The organism is uncultured Duncaniella sp., assembly GCF_910578445.1.
Taxonomy (GTDB): domain Bacteria; phylum Bacteroidota; class Bacteroidia; order Bacteroidales; family Muribaculaceae; genus Duncaniella.
Map to the genome: position 1 here is coordinate 1 of NZ_CAJTQC010000026.1, position 17679 is coordinate 17679.

General features: G+C 48.4%; 16 protein-coding genes. 2 read left to right on the plus strand and 14 right to left on the minus strand.

What is annotated here, in order from left to right; genetic code table 11:
- Positions 1–196: 196 nt before the first annotated feature.
- From QZ311_RS10035 to QZ311_RS10080, 10 genes are all read right to left on the minus strand, one after another.
- A complete protein-coding gene (locus tag QZ311_RS10035) occupies positions 197–367 on the minus strand; it encodes a hypothetical protein (RefSeq protein ID WP_297067264.1) in 171 nt (56 codons plus the stop codon).
- The gene (locus QZ311_RS10040) at positions 364–1164 is read right to left on the minus strand and encodes a GLPGLI family protein (protein ID WP_297067266.1); all 801 of its coding nucleotides are present in this window, start codon (positions 1162–1164) and stop codon (positions 364–366) included. The genes QZ311_RS10035 and QZ311_RS10040 overlap by 4 nt, the downstream gene beginning before the upstream one ends.
- Positions 1161–1745: an outer membrane beta-barrel protein gene (locus QZ311_RS10045; protein WP_297067267.1), complete on the minus strand. Its 585-nt coding sequence runs from the start codon at positions 1743–1745 to the stop codon at positions 1161–1163. Before QZ311_RS10045 ends, QZ311_RS10040 begins: the two co-directional genes overlap by 4 nt.
- The gene (locus tag QZ311_RS10050; protein WP_297067269.1) at positions 1714–3768 is read right to left on the minus strand and encodes a carboxypeptidase-like regulatory domain-containing protein; all 2055 of its coding nucleotides are present in this window, start codon (positions 3766–3768) and stop codon (positions 1714–1716) included. The genes QZ311_RS10045 and QZ311_RS10050 overlap by 32 nt, the downstream gene beginning before the upstream one ends.
- A gap of 300 nt (positions 3769–4068) precedes the next feature.
- On the minus strand, positions 4069–4878 hold the full coding sequence (locus QZ311_RS10055; protein ID WP_297067271.1) for a S1/P1 nuclease: 810 nt from the start codon (positions 4876–4878) through the stop codon (positions 4069–4071).
- 173 nt (positions 4879–5051) lie between these two features.
- Positions 5052–7145, minus strand: coding sequence for a hypothetical protein (locus QZ311_RS10060; RefSeq protein ID WP_297067272.1), 2094 nt, complete (start codon positions 7143–7145; stop codon positions 5052–5054).
- Positions 7146–7479: 334 nt separating this feature from the next.
- Positions 7480–7677, minus strand: a complete 198-nt coding sequence (locus QZ311_RS10065) for a DNA-binding protein (protein WP_297067275.1) — start codon at positions 7675–7677, stop codon at positions 7480–7482.
- A 102-nt stretch (positions 7678–7779) separates the two neighbouring features.
- A complete protein-coding gene (locus QZ311_RS10070) occupies positions 7780–8736 on the minus strand; it encodes an SPFH domain-containing protein (protein WP_297067277.1) in 957 nt (318 codons plus the stop codon).
- Between the two features lie 272 nt (positions 8737–9008).
- A complete protein-coding gene (locus QZ311_RS10075; protein WP_297067279.1) occupies positions 9009–9767 on the minus strand; it encodes an N-acetylmuramidase family protein in 759 nt (252 codons plus the stop codon).
- 333 nt (positions 9768–10100) lie between these two features.
- Positions 10101–11561: an aminoacyl-histidine dipeptidase gene (locus tag QZ311_RS10080; RefSeq protein WP_297067282.1), complete on the minus strand. Its 1461-nt coding sequence runs from the start codon at positions 11559–11561 to the stop codon at positions 10101–10103.
- 228 nt (positions 11562–11789) lie between these two features.
- On the opposite strand from QZ311_RS10080, the gene QZ311_RS10085 reads away from it, so the two are divergent.
- Positions 11790–11969, plus strand: coding sequence for a hypothetical protein (locus tag QZ311_RS10085; protein WP_297067285.1), 180 nt, complete (start codon positions 11790–11792; stop codon positions 11967–11969).
- 74 nt (positions 11970–12043) lie between these two features.
- Positions 12044–12658, plus strand: a complete 615-nt coding sequence (locus QZ311_RS10090) for an OmpH family outer membrane protein (protein WP_297067289.1) — start codon at positions 12044–12046, stop codon at positions 12656–12658.
- A gap of 154 nt (positions 12659–12812) precedes the next feature.
- Here the strand turns inward: QZ311_RS10090 and QZ311_RS10095 are convergent, their stop codons facing one another.
- From QZ311_RS10095 to QZ311_RS10110, 4 genes are all read right to left on the minus strand, one after another.
- The gene (locus QZ311_RS10095) at positions 12813–13316 is read right to left on the minus strand and encodes an RNA polymerase sigma factor (RefSeq protein WP_297067292.1); all 504 of its coding nucleotides are present in this window, start codon (positions 13314–13316) and stop codon (positions 12813–12815) included.
- Between the two features lie 566 nt (positions 13317–13882).
- A complete protein-coding gene (locus QZ311_RS10100; RefSeq protein WP_123613003.1) occupies positions 13883–14386 on the minus strand; it encodes an RNA polymerase sigma factor in 504 nt (167 codons plus the stop codon).
- A gap of 507 nt (positions 14387–14893) precedes the next feature.
- The gene (locus QZ311_RS10105) at positions 14894–15649 is read right to left on the minus strand and encodes a succinate dehydrogenase/fumarate reductase iron-sulfur subunit (RefSeq protein ID WP_289758453.1); all 756 of its coding nucleotides are present in this window, start codon (positions 15647–15649) and stop codon (positions 14894–14896) included.
- 17 nt (positions 15650–15666) lie between these two features.
- The gene (locus QZ311_RS10110; RefSeq protein ID WP_297067362.1) at positions 15667–17646 is read right to left on the minus strand and encodes a fumarate reductase/succinate dehydrogenase flavoprotein subunit; all 1980 of its coding nucleotides are present in this window, start codon (positions 17644–17646) and stop codon (positions 15667–15669) included.
- Between the last annotated feature and the right edge of the window lie 33 nt (positions 17647–17679).

The window sequence follows — 17679 nt, forward strand, 5'->3', positions numbered from 1 at the left end:
GGCTGATGCCTCTGCACGTTGAGTAGCACTCAAAAATTATTTAGGACAATATTGCGATTTACCACTTTCTTTGATTTGACCAAAATTAAAAAAATACTGCCATATCCGGATTGGAAACGCATATAGAATGTCGTTCGTCAGGATGTGGCAGTAGATATTTTTGCTGTAGGTGGTTTATTTCAATATCGACAAAGCTTTAGTAAAACTTCGAGCAATCCTGCCCGGCAAGAAGTATGAAATCCTGTCTTTTCTCAATACCCCTTGGGTCGAAAAAATGATATTCATATCCGACCTTTATTTGTGCTTTCTGTGCCATTGCAGCTATCGCCAGAAGGCACACGATGATTGATGAGAGTATCTTTTTCATTTCTTTCTGTAATCAGTTTCAATCAAATCAAAGCCTTCTGGAAGTTGAACTTCTTGCATTGAGGTTCCAAATTCTGCATTCATCTGCGCTCCGGAATTGTTATAGAATGTCCATTGTAATTCCAGCATATCCTTACGTTTCGCCTTATTTGAAAGTTCGTGCCCATACATTTTTGCCGGGAAAGTTCTATTAGAAGCTTCTATTCCAGTTGCATCAAAGCGATATTTTCCATTATCGGCATCAGCTTTAAGGATTAGACCAGGCAGTCCGCACAATTTCCATGGACCGTCATGAATTGGTATTTCGGGAGTGAACCACACTTTCCAGTGCCGACCGTGATAGTCGGTCTCTGCCATGAAACATTCGTAGCCGAGAATGTTTTGTGTCGAATCGGAAGTTTTCCAGTTTTGTTCATCCATATTTTCTTCGTAGTGACCAAGTTCCCCGGCGGCTTCTCCATAATACATTGTTTTTCTTTCTCCGAAATTTTTAACAACGTATGTTCTTGAGCCTGGAAGTAAAGCCGGTTTCTGTCCTGCTGCATTTGCTGCTTCAACCATACTGTTGAACTGAACAGTCCCTTGTGGGGTTGAAAGCATTGAATCTACAACGAGTGTCATCGGATTATAAAAATGAGAAATCTCACTATTCGCCAATAATATCATTTTTTCTTTCTTATTAGCGCCTGTCCAGTTTTTGTACCGTTCGGTGTACTCCACTTTGATTTGCGCTTTTTCCTGTGCGGTAACTGTGCTTACCGCAAAACATACAAGAAGGAATGTGATTAGTCTGTTCATTTTCTGAGGGATATTGAGATTAGTAGCTCGCGGCCCCGGAGCCAGCGTTGGCTCTCGAAGGAGGTAAGCTGATTGTATGTTGTATAGTTGTATGTGCGCTGATTGAAGATGTTGCTCAACGAGGCGGATAGTTCCAGTCGCTTGTTGAGCTTGTAGATTACCTTTGTGTCGAGCAGGAACACGTTTTTGAATTGGTCGGTGGTAAGCTCATTGCGGTAATGTTCGCCGCTGATGTGCCACTCCCATTTTTTGTGGGGCATGATATTGAGCAGCAATTCATTCTCCATATTGCCGAGCCAAGAGGCATTAGTGCCGTTCATTGAAAGACGACTCGAAGCCCACTCGAACCGATAGTCGAAACTGAGCCAACGGAGCGGCGAACCATTGATTTTCGCTCCGACCGACCAAGAAGTGCCGACCGAATTAACCGCACTGTTCTCCGAGATAAGATGTGATTCGTGGCGACTGAACGAGCCGTTTACGTTTGCACTGCCTCGCATGAAATCGAGAGTCTTGCCGATGTTTCCGCTTGCCATAAGCATCTGTCCGTCACTTTTCGCTGATGTGTAAATAGACCACATAGTCGCCGTAAAGCTGTTGTGCCAAGGTATAGGGATTGTGGCTCCACGACTGCATCACGAAAGCATTTGCAAACAATCCGCGTCGGGTATGCTTGTAAGAGACATTGGCAGACACGTTCTGCGAAGTGGAATTGTAGAAATCATCCACGCCCCGACGGAAAGAGCGATAGTTAGTCATCACATATCCGGGCTGTATCATGTTCAGATCCATCGGAGACCGACCTGTTCCTCCGCTAAGGCTCATATCAAAGCGGTTGTTAGGTTTCCAGTTCATACTTAGCGACGGTGAGAAATAAACCTCGCTGCGGTTGGCGAGAGCCTTGTCGAAAGTATAATGAGCAAAACTGACGGGAGCACTGAGCAAGAATTTGACTCGTTTTGCCCAATACTCGAATTTCGGGGTGGCATATACCGTGAAATAGTTTGTGTTAAGCACATTCGTTGTCTCACCCGGTATTTCCTCGGGCATATCGGGCAGCTCGGTGTTGAGAGTGCGGAAATATCCTTTGACACCTCCTTCAAGACTGATTGTGATTCCCTTGACGGAAAAGGCATAAGCCGCACTCTCGTTGGTATAGAAAGCATGGTCTTTGACCTGCTGACGCAAAACTCCGTCATTTATTGACACGGAAAGCGTCTGCGGAAGCGACTCCCATTCGTTCTTGCTTATGAAGGTAACAAGATGGTTCTTGGCGGAGCCAAGCGCGTTCCGCGATGAGCCGTTGAAACGCTTGATGATTTTGAAATCGTTGCCTACATAGTAGTCGGGGAGCGATGCCGTCTGGTCGTTTGGCAATGAGCCTGTCACGCCGAGGCGCACGTCATCCCAGTCAATATTGGTTTTCAGTGTGTTGTTTATGAACGCAGTCTTTTGGTTCAGCTCATAGATGAACTTGCCTGACAGAGAGTGTGAACGGTCAACTCCGTTGCGGTTCTCGGTGACAACACGGTTGCCATCATTGAGAAAGTATGTCGTTATGTTGGCGGCGTCAGCCGTAACGCGATTGAAAGAGTAGTCAAGCTGTGCCTTGAACTCGCCACGCCCGAGTTTCCACAACGCATTGGTAGAAACAAGTGCCGAGCGGTTGAACAGCGTGCGTTTCCGGCTCAGGTTAGGCACACTGGGGAGCGACACACCGACATATCGGCTCAGGTCGGTTCCCCGTCGGGAGGCAAAGAAGTCTGTTGCCTGTGCCGAGAGGTCTTCGCCGATATTGTTAGTCTTGAAAGTCGTTATATTCTGGAAATTGGGCATCACAGCCATAGCGAATAGCTCGCCATCCCAAATAGCGCCGTCGGGCTGCCATGAGTATCCGCCTCCGGCATCGCCGTGGAAACTCCACGTTGCCTTAGCCTTGTTTTTCAATTTCAGGTTGATAGCCGCCTTATCGGAGAATGATATGCCCGACAGCACCTGCATAGGCTGATGGTTCTCCATGACCTCGACCGCACCCACATCCTCGTGGCTTATGCCGTTAGTGGCAATACCGTATTTGCCACCGAGCAGATCGGAACCTTCGATATAGAATTTATTGATGTCCTCGCCCTGATATTGGATTTTGCCGTTGTTGTCAACATCTATTCCGGGCATACGTTTCAGCACGTCGCCGATAGAGCGGTCCTGTGCCTGTGCGAAGCTGCCGACATTATAGGAGATAGTGTCGCCTTGCTCCCGTATGCGGTCAGCTTTGACTGTTACCTCTTTCAACAGCGTTGTGCCCGGCTCCAGAAAAACTGTGAGAGGAAAAGAAACACTGTCGAGAGGTATTGTTTTCTTGGCAAAGCTCATCATTGACACCTCTAATCGGCAACCTGTCACCGACGGTAATGACATGGCAAAGCCTCCGTCGCCTTTCGATGTGGCGTATTTCTTTATCTTGCCGTCTGCGCCTTTGACTATTACCGACGCCCCGGCAAGAGGCTCATTGCTTTCCTTGTCAACGACCGTACCAGACACATTGACCTGTGCAACGGCACTGACCGCTACTAAGAGAAATACCAGGTATGTGATAACACGGTTCATTTGTGATAATCAGTTTCGAGATAATCATACTCCAACACGCCTTGCTCCCTTTATGAGCAATGCAGTTTGACCACCGGACTCATGCTTCCACTGAAGCATATGCGAATTTGTTTTCAAGGGTAAAGATAATGACTTTGACGCTATCCCCCAAATTGCATATCCATAAAATGACACTATCCCCAAATTATCTCACATTGAGAAGATTTAAGAGGTGTTCGATGAACCCTGTTTGAAGGTGTGAACCCTACAAATTACCGGTTTGTATTCTAAAAGCTCAACTACCTTACTGTCAAATATATGCTATAACTGTATCGGGGATGAAACTGTCGAGCGGTATGATGGGTCAAATATGAGATTCAGTACATGGGCGAGGCGCAGACCGCCGTTGAGAAACTGAGTTTCGACTACTGGAGTCCATTCGGCAACTTCGTTGTAGGATATTTTCGTGCCTGTGGGAAATGCCTTGTAGACATCACCGCAGATTGCTATAGTCTGCTTTGCCCAGTCGTCGACAGTGCCTGCTGTGATTTCAGCCTGCTCGGTTTCGCTTGCCCGGTCAATCTGGTCCTGCCACTCAGAGTAGCTCCACTTGTGGGCTGATTCAGGTATCGACGAGTCCCATACGGAGTGAAGATTGGCATCGCGTCCGAAATATTTGACCTGTGTGCGGTTTCCGCCGAGGTCAGTCGCATGGCCCATGTGGAGGGGCTGGTGGAGGTCGCCCATCACATGGACGAGTATCTTGAGTGCGAGCTGTGATTCGTCGAACGATGATTTATCATTCGTGAGCGTCTCAATCTGAGCTTTTATTGCTGTGACGGCATCGCCTGCAGGATTGGCCTGCGCTTCTTCATAGCGTTCGCCTTCGTCGACGTTCTTGTAGTGCCATGTCTTTGTGTAGGCATACTTCGGTGTATGGCTCGCATTGTCAAGCCAGTTTGCCCAATATACCATCGAACGGCCTTCGAGAAGCGAATCAACGGCCGATTTCGTCGCCGGAGTGAGATGCTTTTCGGCGATATATGCTGTCACGTCGTGGCCTTTCTGTCCCCATCCGAAAGCAGAGACAGCCGCCACGGACATAAATATTGATATTAAGCTACGTTTCATAGGTAAAAAACAGATTTATGATTCTTTTTGTCATGCAAATCTACACAACTTCCACCGATTAACCAAAAACTTTTCGAACTGCATGACCGTTGTCCGACAAAAATAATAGTGTCAGGATTCCGGCATTGACGCTGACGGAGTCCTGACACTATTACAGATGATTTATATACCACCTATTTCATTATGGCTGAGCCGGATGAGGTTATGGTTTGAATTTCGTCGCCTCTTTTGATTTTCTTGCCGAAGCCAAAGGTGTAGCTTGCCGTAAGACGAATACATCTGTGACTGCTGGAATTGTATATTGTGTTATACTGGTCAAAGTACTCGCTTTTGAGACTGGATGTCTGGTCTATCCAGCTTTTGCGGAAGATATTTACGGCTGCGATGCTGATGTTCCAGTTTTTATTTCGCCAGCCGAGTTTAAATTGATATAGCGACTGGCCTCGGTTGAAGGTTTCATTGAGTGAATACTGCACAAGTCCACGGTCTGCCGTCGAATAATACAGTGAGGCATAGAACGGTTTAAAGTAGTATGTGGCGCTGGCCGAGACCATCAGGTAGTTGTAAGAGTCGTTGTATATTCCTGTCAGTTTGCCGAACCACATGCGTGGCTGTAGCTGTAAGACAAGTGATCGTTTGAACAGACGTGCCGTAAACGAGACGCCGACATCAAAATTCCGGCAGTCGCCACTGTTTACTATGGAGCGGAGCATCATGCCGTCGGGCCCTGTGGGTGTGAACATCGGGACAGGTCTGTCAAAATACTGACTCCAGCCGCCTGAGGCTGCAATTTGAAATCGATTATTCGGAAGCCAAGTGTATTGCAGGTCAGCCGCTCCCCACCGTGTGTTTTTGAGGTCGGGGTTGCCTGTCTTGTAGAGAAGTTCATTCTCCTGTAGGATTGTAGATGTCTTGTCGGACTGGTCAACGAAATTGCAGTTATAGTTTGCGGAAAAATTGAGCGAATTTTTATCGTTGAAGACATATTGCATGTTGAGATTGAAGAGAGGGAGAATGTCAGACATCGTAGTGTTGTCGATTTTGTTTTGTTCGCCGATTATACCACCTTCAAAGCGTCCGTAGAATTTTTCCGCCTTATATGAGTATCCGGCGAGAGCACCGTAGGCAATCTGCCTGAAACGGTCGGTCGAGCGGGTTGAGCCTAAGTAGTCTACTTTGTCGTGGTTGACTACATAGTATGCCTGCACGTCTACGGTATTCCGGTCATTGATATTCTTGTTGAGCTGCACCATCAGCTGACCCAACATCGCCTTGTCGCGTGCATTATTGACAATTGCGGTCTCACCAGCGCCCCGATAGGTACTGTTGCTTGTCGTGAGCTGATACTGCAACTGTGTCACAGCGTTTAACTGATAACCGTGGCCGATGTCAAAATAAAAGTTGCCGGTCCAAGTGGGATATATCACTTTAGAGCTTGCCGTTGAGCTGTAGTCTGACTGACTGTAAATATCGGGAGTGAAAATCACTGAACCCTCAGTATTGAGGCGCGGACGGTTTGTGGCATCCAGAGAGACGGTGTTGGATATCGAGATTTTTTCAGTTCCGTAGACGGCACGGAAAGATATGCCGAGATTGTTCCGCTGCAACCGGCTGTAGTCCATGACGTTTTCCCGCGTAATCTCTTTCAGAGAGCCGTCGGCTTCGGGGAAACGGAATATCTGTTTCCGGTCAGAGCCCTGATTGTGACGGTCGGTGTATCTGTCGGAAACCACGAGGTCGTAAGTCATGCTCTTATAGGCCATCTTGCCATAGGCCATCCCGCTGCCCGAGCCGGTCATAATATTGTCTTTTCCTGTAAATTTGGCATAGCCTCCGATTTCGTATCTGCGCATGGTGAAGTTTACGACATAGGGTTTATGCTGGTAGCGGGGGTCGGTAGGGTAGACAAGATATTCCACTTTCTTTACGTCCTCCGGCTTTAAAGCATCCAGCTGGGCTTGTGAGGCAGGTTGCTTGTCGATATAAATTGAGACAGTATTTCCGTTAAGGGTGAGAACTGAGTTTGATACGGGATTCACACGAATCTGTGCCATACCCATCTGCGAGAGCAGGTCAATTGCATCCTGAGCTGATTTTTTCTGATTGCTTTCAGGGTAATATGTCGATATTCCGGGTTTGACATTCTGCATTTGTCCTTCGACCACGACTTCGTTGAGTTGCTGGGTCTCAATGCTGTCGTTTTGCGCTGACTGGGCCAAGGTTGTCAACGGGAACAATGCGCAGATGATTGGTAAAGCAGTTTTCATGTTGTTCTATAATTTGAATTACTACGTTGCAAAGTTATGGCCTATTAAAATTCCTTGCCATACCTAAAAGTGTACAAATAAACTTAAACCTATTTGTATCGGATTTCACTTATCTTAACGAAGCATGCTGCGGATTGTAACAAAAAATAGAAAAAAAATTAAATGAAAGCTGTTTTGACTGTGTGGTTGAGTGAGTTGCGATAAGATAGGGAGTCGCTGTGTGTGTTTGGGGTGTAGCAGGCTGATGCCCGAAATCAGTCTATATCAAGGATGTTGCGCTGTTTTTTTCAGCGCTTAAATTTTTATGCCGGTTGGAATCGAAGGTTTGATTTTTTTAGATGTGCTCTTCGGTGTCGTTAGTCGGGGGTGTGGTTGAGGAAAGGCGGCGGTGGCGACGGAGTGAGTCGGCGATAATCCATTGAATCTGGCCGTTGACCGAACGGAATTCCTGCGCCGCCCATGCCTCAACTTTTTCCATTGTGGCGGCGTCGAGTCGCAGCAGGAAGCTTTTGCCTGTTTCTTTCTTTGCCATTCTATATAATGTTCTATATATAATAGGTGATAAGGTGGGATTGATGGTTGCACCGTGGTGTGCCACCGTCGCCGGGACGGTGGCACACCACGGTGCAGGCTGTTAGTTGTAAAGAGTTCCAGTGTTTACTACGGGTTGTGCAGGTTCGTCGGCGCAGAGAACCACGAGCAGATTGCTGACCATAGCTGCCTTTCGCTCTTCGTCGAGTTCGACCACATCTTCCTCCTTGAGCTGGTGAAGAGCCATTTTCACCATCGAGACTGCGCCCTCGACAATTTTTTCACGGGCGGCGATTATGGCTGATGCCTGCTGGCGGCGGAGCATGACGGCTGCGATTTCGGGAGCGTAGGCGAGATAGTTGAGTCGTGCTTCGACCACTTCGATTCCTGCCATGGACAGACGTTCGTTGAGTTTGTCTTCAAGAAGTTCGACAATTTCCTGACTGCCGCCACGGAGAGTGATTTCAGTGGATGATGAGTCTTCCTCGTCGTAGGCAAAGCGGCCGGTGACCTCGCGCAGAGCAGCGTCGCTCTGGATGCTGACGAAATTTTCGAGCGCGTTGGATGTCGCGCGCGAAGCTGCGGCTGCGGTGGTTGCAGGAGCGGTAGAGTCAGCGTCGACATCAAACACTGCGCGGTATGTGTCCTTGACTTTCCATACGAGCACCATGCCGATCATCACAGGGTTGCCGACTTTATCGTTGACCTTTATGGGCGCAATGTCCATGTTGCGTATGCGGAGCGATATTTTCTTGAGTGTCATGAAGGGGTTGACCCAGTAGAATCCTGTCTGTCGGCATGTGCCACGGTACTTTCCGAAAAATATCATTACACGACCCTGATTGGGCTGCTGGATGAAAAAGCCGCCAAGGCAGATGAAAAACAGAATTGCGAGGATGACAACCGGTATCCACAACGTGAAAGATTCCGTGTCGGGGGCTAAGGTAAACATAGCGCCTATAAGGGCAGGAATCAGGATGATGTTGAGAAAAAGCATGAAGAAGCCATTGTAGACGCGGCCTTCATAGTTGAATTCCTTGTTGGTGTCGGTAGTGGTCATGGCGATTAATTTTAGGGGATTATTAAAATATCCGATGAAACGGTTGTGATATTAAAATGATATTATTTTATATCACAAATATAGCTTCATTTTATGTCAGTTCCAAATTTTCCGGTTGAAATTTTTATTTTTGTTTGGAGGGAGGAGGGAGGGGAGAGGGATGTGATCGTCGGACATTAAACAGCGATGACAGCTTCCCGGAAAAGGGAGCTGTCATCGCTGTGGGTTTAGAGATACGTGTGTGATTTCTGATGTCGGAGTGGATGCCGGTTTTAGTTTTCCGGCTTTTCGTTGGCCTTTTCGGCCACTAATGCGGCCTGTGAATAGCGGTTGTATGCTTTGGCCATGCGTGTGTGATAGTTACGGCGGGCATAGCCGGGGCCGTTGTATCCACGGGCGAAAGTTGCCCAGTTTTTGTCCTGAAGCGGTTTGAGGAGGTTGGAGTTGATGATGAACTCAGCAAACATATCGAGCTGTTCGCGCTCGGAAGTCGACATGCGCTCCACGAAATCGTCGAGATTCTTTGCGCCACATTTTTTCCAGTTGAATCCGCCAATCTGAAACATGCCCCAGAATGTGCCTTCAATAGCAGCATTGGGATTGATTGACATTGCCGCTTCGAGCCGTTTGTGGGCCCTTGTCTGCGAGCCTCGCGATGAGGTGAAGACAACGGAGTGTGATTTGCTGTATTTCGACAGGTTGACACCACGGCGGGTGGCAAATCGACGAAACATTGTCAGATCAAAATTGATGAGGGGTTTGCCGGGCGATGCGAAGCCGTTGTGTGAGTGGCCGGCTTCAATTTCGACAACGGCTTTAATGGCGGCTACTTCGACTCCAAGTCGTTGGGCCACCTCTTCAAAATCTTCCTCTGTAAGCTGAATAATCGTGTCGGAGAGAAGATTTTCACATTCTGCCAATACTTGGGAGAGGTTGTCGGGGCTTGTGCTCAACGAAGATTGTTCGTTTTTGGAGAAAAGCACCGCCGAGAAGAGAGCTGCAAGCATGAGCAGAGCGAAACGTCTGTGCATAAAAATTTACTTTAGTAAAACAATTCCCTTGTGCACCGCACGGTGCGGAGGGGATAACTATCTCAGAAGTGATGATTTTACTCAGGGTTTCATGCGGAGTCCATACCTTTCGCTGCATTGGCTCGGCATTACGCCTGACAATAAGACGCCTTGTCGGCGTTGAGGTTTAATCTCAGATTTATTTTTGACCGGTTTTTTCCTCTGAAAATATCCGGGAAAGATGAGGGGGAGAGAATGTCCGTGGCCTGTCGGTCCGGAGTATGTTTTTTCAATAATCCGTGTCACATCTGCGTGTATGCAGATGTGACACGTGAGTATTACGATGTTGTTTTTTTATTTCTTAAGTTCGCCTACCTTTTCGAGTGTGCGTTTGAGCTGACACCAGAAACGTTCGACGGCCGGAATGTGCATTCTCTCTGAAGGAGAGTGTACGTCGCGGAGGGTCGGACCGAACGACACCATGTCGAGGTGGGGGTATTTGGTCAGGAAGAGACCGCATTCGAGTCCGGCATGGATAGCCTTGATAGCGGGAGTCACACCATAGAGTTCCTGATAGGCATCGCGGGTAATCTTCATTATGGGTGATTCGAGGTTGGGCTGCCATCCGGGGTAGCCGTCGCCGTGTTCAACGCGTGCACCTGCGAGGAGGAAGACTGCTTCTACCTGACGGGCGATGTCCCACTTGCGCGATTCGACAGAGCTGCGCTGGCTTGTGGTGACAACGATGGTGTTGTTGGCTGCCATTTTGACAGATGCGAGGTTGGTCGAAGTTTCGACAAGACCTTCGAGCTCGCGGCTCATCGACACGACTCCGTGAGGCGCACAGTAGAGGGCGCGGATGATGTTGGTCGATGTGGTTTGGTCAATTGAGAACTCAGGGGTGTCGACGCTCTCCATCGTGATCTTGAGGTTAGGCTCGATGCCTTGGTATTCGTTTTCGAGATCAGCGATGTAGTGGTTGAGGGCTACGCGCACTTCTTCCTTGTGCGATGTGTGGACTCCGATGACAGCATGGCTTGCGCGGGGAATTGCGTTGCGCAGATTTCCGCCGTCGATTTCAGCGAGTACGACTTCGTGCTTTCCTGAGAGGAGGAAGAGGAAACGGGCGAGGAGCTTGTTGGCGTTGGCACGTCCGAGATGTATGTCACCACCTGAATGACCGCCGTTGAGGCCTTCGACGTTTATCTTGAAGTAAAGGAAATCGGATGGAGCGAAAGAGCGGTTGTAGGTGAAGAAGGCCTGAGTGTCGACACCGCCGGCGCATCCGACAAAGATTTCAGCATCGTCCTCAGAGTCGAGGTTCAGAAGCATAGAGCCGGTGATCATGTCTGTACCGAGGTTGTTTGCTCCTGTCATGCCTGTTTCTTCATCGACAGTGAAGAGGGCTTCGAGCGGACCGTGTTCGAACGAATCGTCGATGAGGGCTGCAAGCGATGCTGCCATGCCGATACCGTTGTCAGCACCGAGAGTAGTGCCTTCGGTGCGGATCCATTCGCCGTCGATCACGGCCGGGATGGGACTGTTGGCGAAGTCAAAGTGCTTGTCGTTTGATTCGCACACCATGTCCATGTGGCCTTGCATGATTACTGTGGGGGCGTTTTCATGGCCCGGGGTTGCCGGTTTTGAAATGACCACGTTGCCAACCTTGTCGGTCTTTGCTGTCAGATTGTGCTTTGCGGCAAAATCAAGAAGGTATTGACGGATTTTTTCCTCCTTCTTGGAAGGCCGGGGGATTTTGGTAATCTCGTCGAAGATAGAGAATACCTCACGCGGTTGAAGATCTTTGATTTCCATATATGAAATATTTAAGGAATTATGGACGTAATGAAAATTTTACGGACATGTTAAAAATATGTGTTGCAGATAGTCTCTGTATACGCATATTTTAGGAAATATTAGCGCAAGTGTGAAACAATTGTTAAATATCTCTGATTTGCACCACTAAATTATAAAATAAAATTGAGATAGACGCTATAATTTGCGCTAAATTGCTACTTTTGCATCTGAAAACCCCGATTGTCTATGAAAATTGTACTTCTGACAGTAGTTGCAGCCGTTATCCTCGTAGGTGTGGCTGTGGTGATTATGGGAGTTAAGGCGCTCTTTGTCAAAGGAGGTAAATTCCCGAGCGGACATGCGCATGACATCCCGGAGCTAAAGCGCCGAGGCATAGGGTGTGCGCACAGTCACACCGAACCATGAAACATCGGATTTTCAGTTTAGACACCAAGAATATAAACATCACAAAATTCAATATTATCTCACATCTTTAACACATGAACAAGTTAGCAATATCAGCTTCGACGCTGCTTCTAAGTCTTTTTGCCCTCACTGCTACCTCGTGCGGCGGTTCAACGTCAAGCGACCCTGCAGCCGGAGCTCCGGCTCAAGCAGCAACAGCCGATGGCGCAACCTCTTCCGTCCTTAATATCCGCTATATCGACTCTGATTCACTCATGACCCACTATAATCTTGCAAAGGATTTTCAGGAGGCTTCAATGAGGGCTGTGTCGAAGATTGAAAGCGCACGTCAGGCCAAAGCCGGCGAAATCCAGAAGTTTGCCGCTGCCATCGAGCAGAAAGCACGCAGCAACGGCTATCTCAGCGAGGCCAGCTACAATGCGGATATGCAGAAGCTCCAGAAGATGCAGCAGGATGCCGAAAATTATCTTGCAAATCTCAGCCGCAATACCGAAAACGAGCTCGGCCAGCAGCAGCTTCAGCTGAATGACTCGATTGAAAATTATGTAAAGCTCTACAATGCTTCGAAGGGATATGACGCTATCCTTTTCAAGGCTGCCGGCATTTATTTCAATCCGAAACTTGATATCACCCGTGACATCATTGATGGCCTTAACGCACGCTACAACAAGGTTGAGTCTGCTAAATAAGAGGCGCTCGATCAGAGAATAAGAAATTAAAAAACAGGCTTTCCGGATGGGAGGCCTGTTTTTTTAATTTAAAAGAATAGATATGTATATTTCATATGTGTAAGTCGTTTAGCAGGGCCGGGAGGAGCAGGGTGGCCATGCCGGTGTCGGGCTTTTAGCGGTAGTCGGCAAAGCGGGTCTGGAGTTTCTTGCGGGCGAAGAAAATGCGGCTCTTGACAGTGCCGAGCGGGAGGTTCATGTGGTCGGCGATTTCATTGTATTTGTAGCCGGCTACGTGCATTGAGAAGGGGATGCGGTATTCGTCGGGGAATTCGTTGATGGCATCCGAAATTTCATTTGCTCCGAAAGAGCCTTCCGGGGTTTCGAGACCTGAATCCTGAGACAGATTAAGATGATAGAGGTCGTCGGTCTGGTCGATGATGGTCGCCGAGCGTGACACCCGACGGTAGTTGTTGATGAAGATGTTGCGCATGATGGTGAAAACCCAGCCTTTGAAGTTGGTGTTGTCAACATACTTGCTTTCGTTGTCGAGGGCTTTCAGGGTGGTGTCCTGTAGCAGGTCGTAAGCGTTGTCTCTGTTTGAGGTGAGCATGTAGGCAAAATTGAGGAGATTGCCCTGCAGGCTCATAAGCTTGTTTTGAAATTCCTGAGTTCCCATAAATTCGTTGTTTTTATGCGGTTGAACGGAGTGTTGATGTTGTGAAAAGTGTGCTTTTCAACAATGTCGTTTTTTGTTTACATGTCAAAGTTACCGCTAAAATCGCTTGAAGGAGGATTCTTATTGTGAAAGAATGTTAATTGGTGATGAGAGGACTGAGATGTAAATGTAATGTATTGATTAACAGTAGTGTATTGCGATGTTTATAATGTTGCGGAATTGTTGCAATGTATCTTTTTATTACAGATTTCTTAAAATAAACGCCCGCGAATCAACTTCGCAGGCGTTCCGGATCTGTTATCAGTGTGTGTGATTCCTATAGCTGAAAGGATAAAATTAGCATCTTAAGAAAATAATGACATATTTATCTCTATGTATGGTTCTGTCAAATCAATACCATGATAAATCTCGATGTAGTGAATCGTAAAACAATCTGATTTACCGCTTTTCCTTATGGAAACGTACGGTTAGTTATACAGGAAAAATTTAATCTCTACAAAATAGTTTTTATGTTTAGCTTTGGTCGTGCATGTTTTTCTTGTTCAAGATGCAGTCTTATCGGCCTATCAGCGATAGTCGGCAAAACGCACCTGAAGTTTTTTACGAGCGAAGAAGATGCGGCTCTTTACAGTTCCGAGAGGGAGATTCATCTTTTCGGCGATTTCATTGTACTTGTACCCGGCGATGTGCATGGAGAAAGGAATGCGGTATTCGTCGGGAAATTCATTGATGGCATCTGAAATCTCGTTAGCTCCGAAAGAGCCCTCGGGTGTTTCGAGGCCTGAATCCTGTGAGAGATTCAAGTGATAGAGATCTTCAGTCTGGTCAATAACTGTAGAGGAACGAACGACGCGGCGGTAATTATTGATAAAGATGTTGCGCATAATGGTGAAAACCCAACCCTTGAAGTTGGTGTTGTCAACATATTTGCTCTCATTATCAAGGGCTTTCAGGGTGGTGTCCTGGAGCAGGTCGTAAGCGTTGTCTCTGTTTGAGGTGAGCATGTAGGCAAAGTTCAGAAGGTTGCCTTGAAGACTCATAAGCTTGTTTTGAAATTCCTGAGTTCCCATAATTGAAAATTTAGAGAGTTGAACGTATCAAAAAGAATCGAGGATTGTTGTTGTGTTCCTTTTGTCGTCAGGATGCTTCCGGAATAGTCCGGACGCATTTGACAATTCAAAATTACAACAAATTATTATCGCAATAAATAATTTAATATAAATTTTTGTTAAAACAATGACAAATTTGTCACAAAATAAGATAATATTTTGAATTTTAGCAGTTTAGTCTGAATTCATAATTGTTGCAAAATTGTTACAGTTGGGTGTGATTTGCAATAAAATCCGCATTTGCCGGCATGTTGGGATTCGATTGCATACATTTAATTCATCAGATGGGCGTTTTGTTTTCGGACAATCGGAATTTTAACCAAATTTTGCATTAGTGGTGTCTTTTGTGTCAATTAAAGTAGGTATGGCGCATTGGCATTATGGTGCAAAAAAAGTGACCGCTGTCATTCCTTCAACTGGATTGACGGCGGTCACTTTTTTATTGATACGCGTTATGCGTGATTGGCTTTAGTCGGCGAATTTTGCTTTTACGAATTCGCGGTTGAGGCGTGCGATGTTGCTGAGAGGGATGTTCTTGGGGCATTCGGCTGCGCATGCACCGGTGTTTGTACAGTTGCCGAATCCGAGTTCGTCCATCTTCTTGACCATAGCGCGTGCACGGCGTGCGCGTTCTACCTGACCTTGCGGGAGGAGTGCGAACTGGCTTACCTTGGCGCTGACGAAAAGCATTGCAGAGCCGTTTTTGCAGGCTGCCACGCAAGCACCGCAACCGATGCAGGTTGCAGAGTCCATTGCCACGTCGGCCACTTCCTTCGAGATGGGAAGGTTGTTGGCGTCAGGAGCGCCACCGCAGTTGAACGACACGTAGCCGCCTGCCTGCTGAATCTGGTCGAAAGCGTTGCGGTTGACCATGAGGTCGCGGATCACGGGGAAAGCGGCCGAACGCCACGGTTCGATGGTGATGGTGTCCTCGTTGTTGAACTTACGCATGTGGAGCTGGCAGGTTGTGATGCCCTGTACAGGACCGTGGGGGTGTCCGTTGATATAGAGTGAGCACATACCGCAGATGCCTTCGCGACAGTCGCTGTCGAATACCACAGGCTCTTCGTTGCGGTCGACGAGCTGCTGGTTGAGCATGTCGAGCATTTCAAGGAATGAGCTGCCGGTCGAAACATTCTCAACACGATAGGTCTGGAATGAACCCGGTTCTTTTGGGCCACGTTGACGCCAAATCTTGAGGTTTACATTTATAGTATGTTCCATTTGTCTTCGAAATTTTCTTATGATTTGTAGTTACGTGTTTGAACCTTGATTTCGGTGTAATTGAGGGGCTCTTTGAGAAGGACGGGCTTTTCGTTGTCGCCGGTATATTTCCAGCAGGAAACATACATGTAGTCCTTGTCGTTACGTGCGGCTTCGCCGTCGGCGAGCTGGTATTCTTCGCGGAAGTGAGCGCCGCATGATTCGTTGCGGTTGAGAGCGTCGATTGCCATCATCTTGGCGATCACGAGGAAGTCTTCGAGACGGAGTGCCTTTTCGAGCTCGGTGTTGAGGTCGTCGGCACGGCCTACGATGCGGAGGTCTGTGTAGAATTCCTTGCGTACTTTCTCGATTTCGTCGAGTGCCTTGACGAGGCTCTGGAGTGTACGTCCCATACCGACGAGATCCCACATCACATGACCAAGACGCTTGTGGATCTGGTCAGGCGACTTTGTTCCCTTGATGTTCATGAGCTTTTCGATGCGGGCGCGTACGGCCTTCTCTGCTTCGTCAAACTCCTTGGTGTCGGTTGTGAAGTGGGGAACCTTGATTTGGTCGCTGAGGTAGTTCTGCATTGTGTAGGGGATCACGAAGTAACCGTCGGCAAGACCCTGCATGAGCGCAGACGCACCGAGGCGGTTTGCACCGTGGTCTGAGAAGTTACATTCACCGATGGCGAAGAGACCCTTGACTGAAGTCTGGAGCTCATAGTCGACCCAGATACCACCCATTGTGTAGTGGCTTGCGGGGAAGATCATCATAGGTGTCTCGTAGGGATTGTCGTCAGAAATCATCTGATACATGTCGAAGAGGTTGCCGTAGCGGTCGCGCACGACATCTTCGCCGAGACGGTTGATTGCGTATTTGAAGTCGAGGTAAACGGCGTTGCCTGTACCTACGCCGAAACCTGCGTCGCAGCGTTCCTTGGCAGCACGGCTGGCGATGTCGCGGGGGCAGAGGTTACCGAAAGCGGGGTAGCGGCGTTCGAGATAGAAGTCGCGGTCCTCGTCGGGGATATCGGTCGGTTTCTTCTTGCCGGCGCGGATAGCCTCGGCGTCTTCTTTCTTTTTGGGAACCCAGATGCGGCCGTCGTTACGGAGCGATTCGCTCATGAGTGTGAGCTTCGACTGGTCTTCGCCGTGAACGGGGATACAGGTGGGGTGAATCTGGGTGAAGGCGAGGTTGGCGAGGTAAGCACCCTTCTTGAATGCCTGAACTGCAGCAGAGCCGTTGCAGCCCATTGCGTTTGTCGAGAGGAAGAATGCACGGCCATAACCGCCGGTAGCGAGAACTACGGCATGAGCGGCGTAGCGTTCGATTTCGCCTGTGACGAGGTTGCGGACGATGATACCGCGTGCACGGCCGTCGATGATGACAACGTCGAGCATCTCGCGACGGTTGAACGACTTCACAGTGCCTTTCTTAATCTGACGGTTGAGTGAAGCGTAAGCGCCGAGGAGGAGCTGCTGGCCTGTCTGTCCTTTGGCATAGAATGTACGCGACACCTGTGCGCCACCGAACGAACGGTTTGCGAGGAGGCCGCCGTATTCGCGTGCGAAAGGCACACCCTGAGCCACGCACTGGTCGATGATGTTGTTTGACACCTCTGCGAGACGATAGACGTTTGCTTCGCGCGAGCGGAAGTCACCGCCCTTGATGGTGTCGTAGAAGAGGCGGTAAACAGAGTCGCCGTCGTTCTGATAGTCCTTTGCTGCATTGATACCACCCTGAGCTGCGATCGAGTGTGCGCGGCGGGGTGAGTCCTGTATGCAGAAGTTGAGCACATTGAAGCCGAGTTCGCCGAGGGTCGAGGCTGCTGATGCGCCTGCGAGACCTGTACCTACGACAATCACGTCGAGGTTACGCTTGTTGGCGGGATTGACGAGCTTCTGATGAGCCTTATAGTTTGTCCACTTCTGGGCGAGAGGGCCTTCGGGGATCTTTGAATCAATCTGATATTCAGGAAGCTTGGAGGATTCGATGTCGGCGTAATCCTTCATGATGGGGGTAGAGTCGATCATACCCTCAAGGTT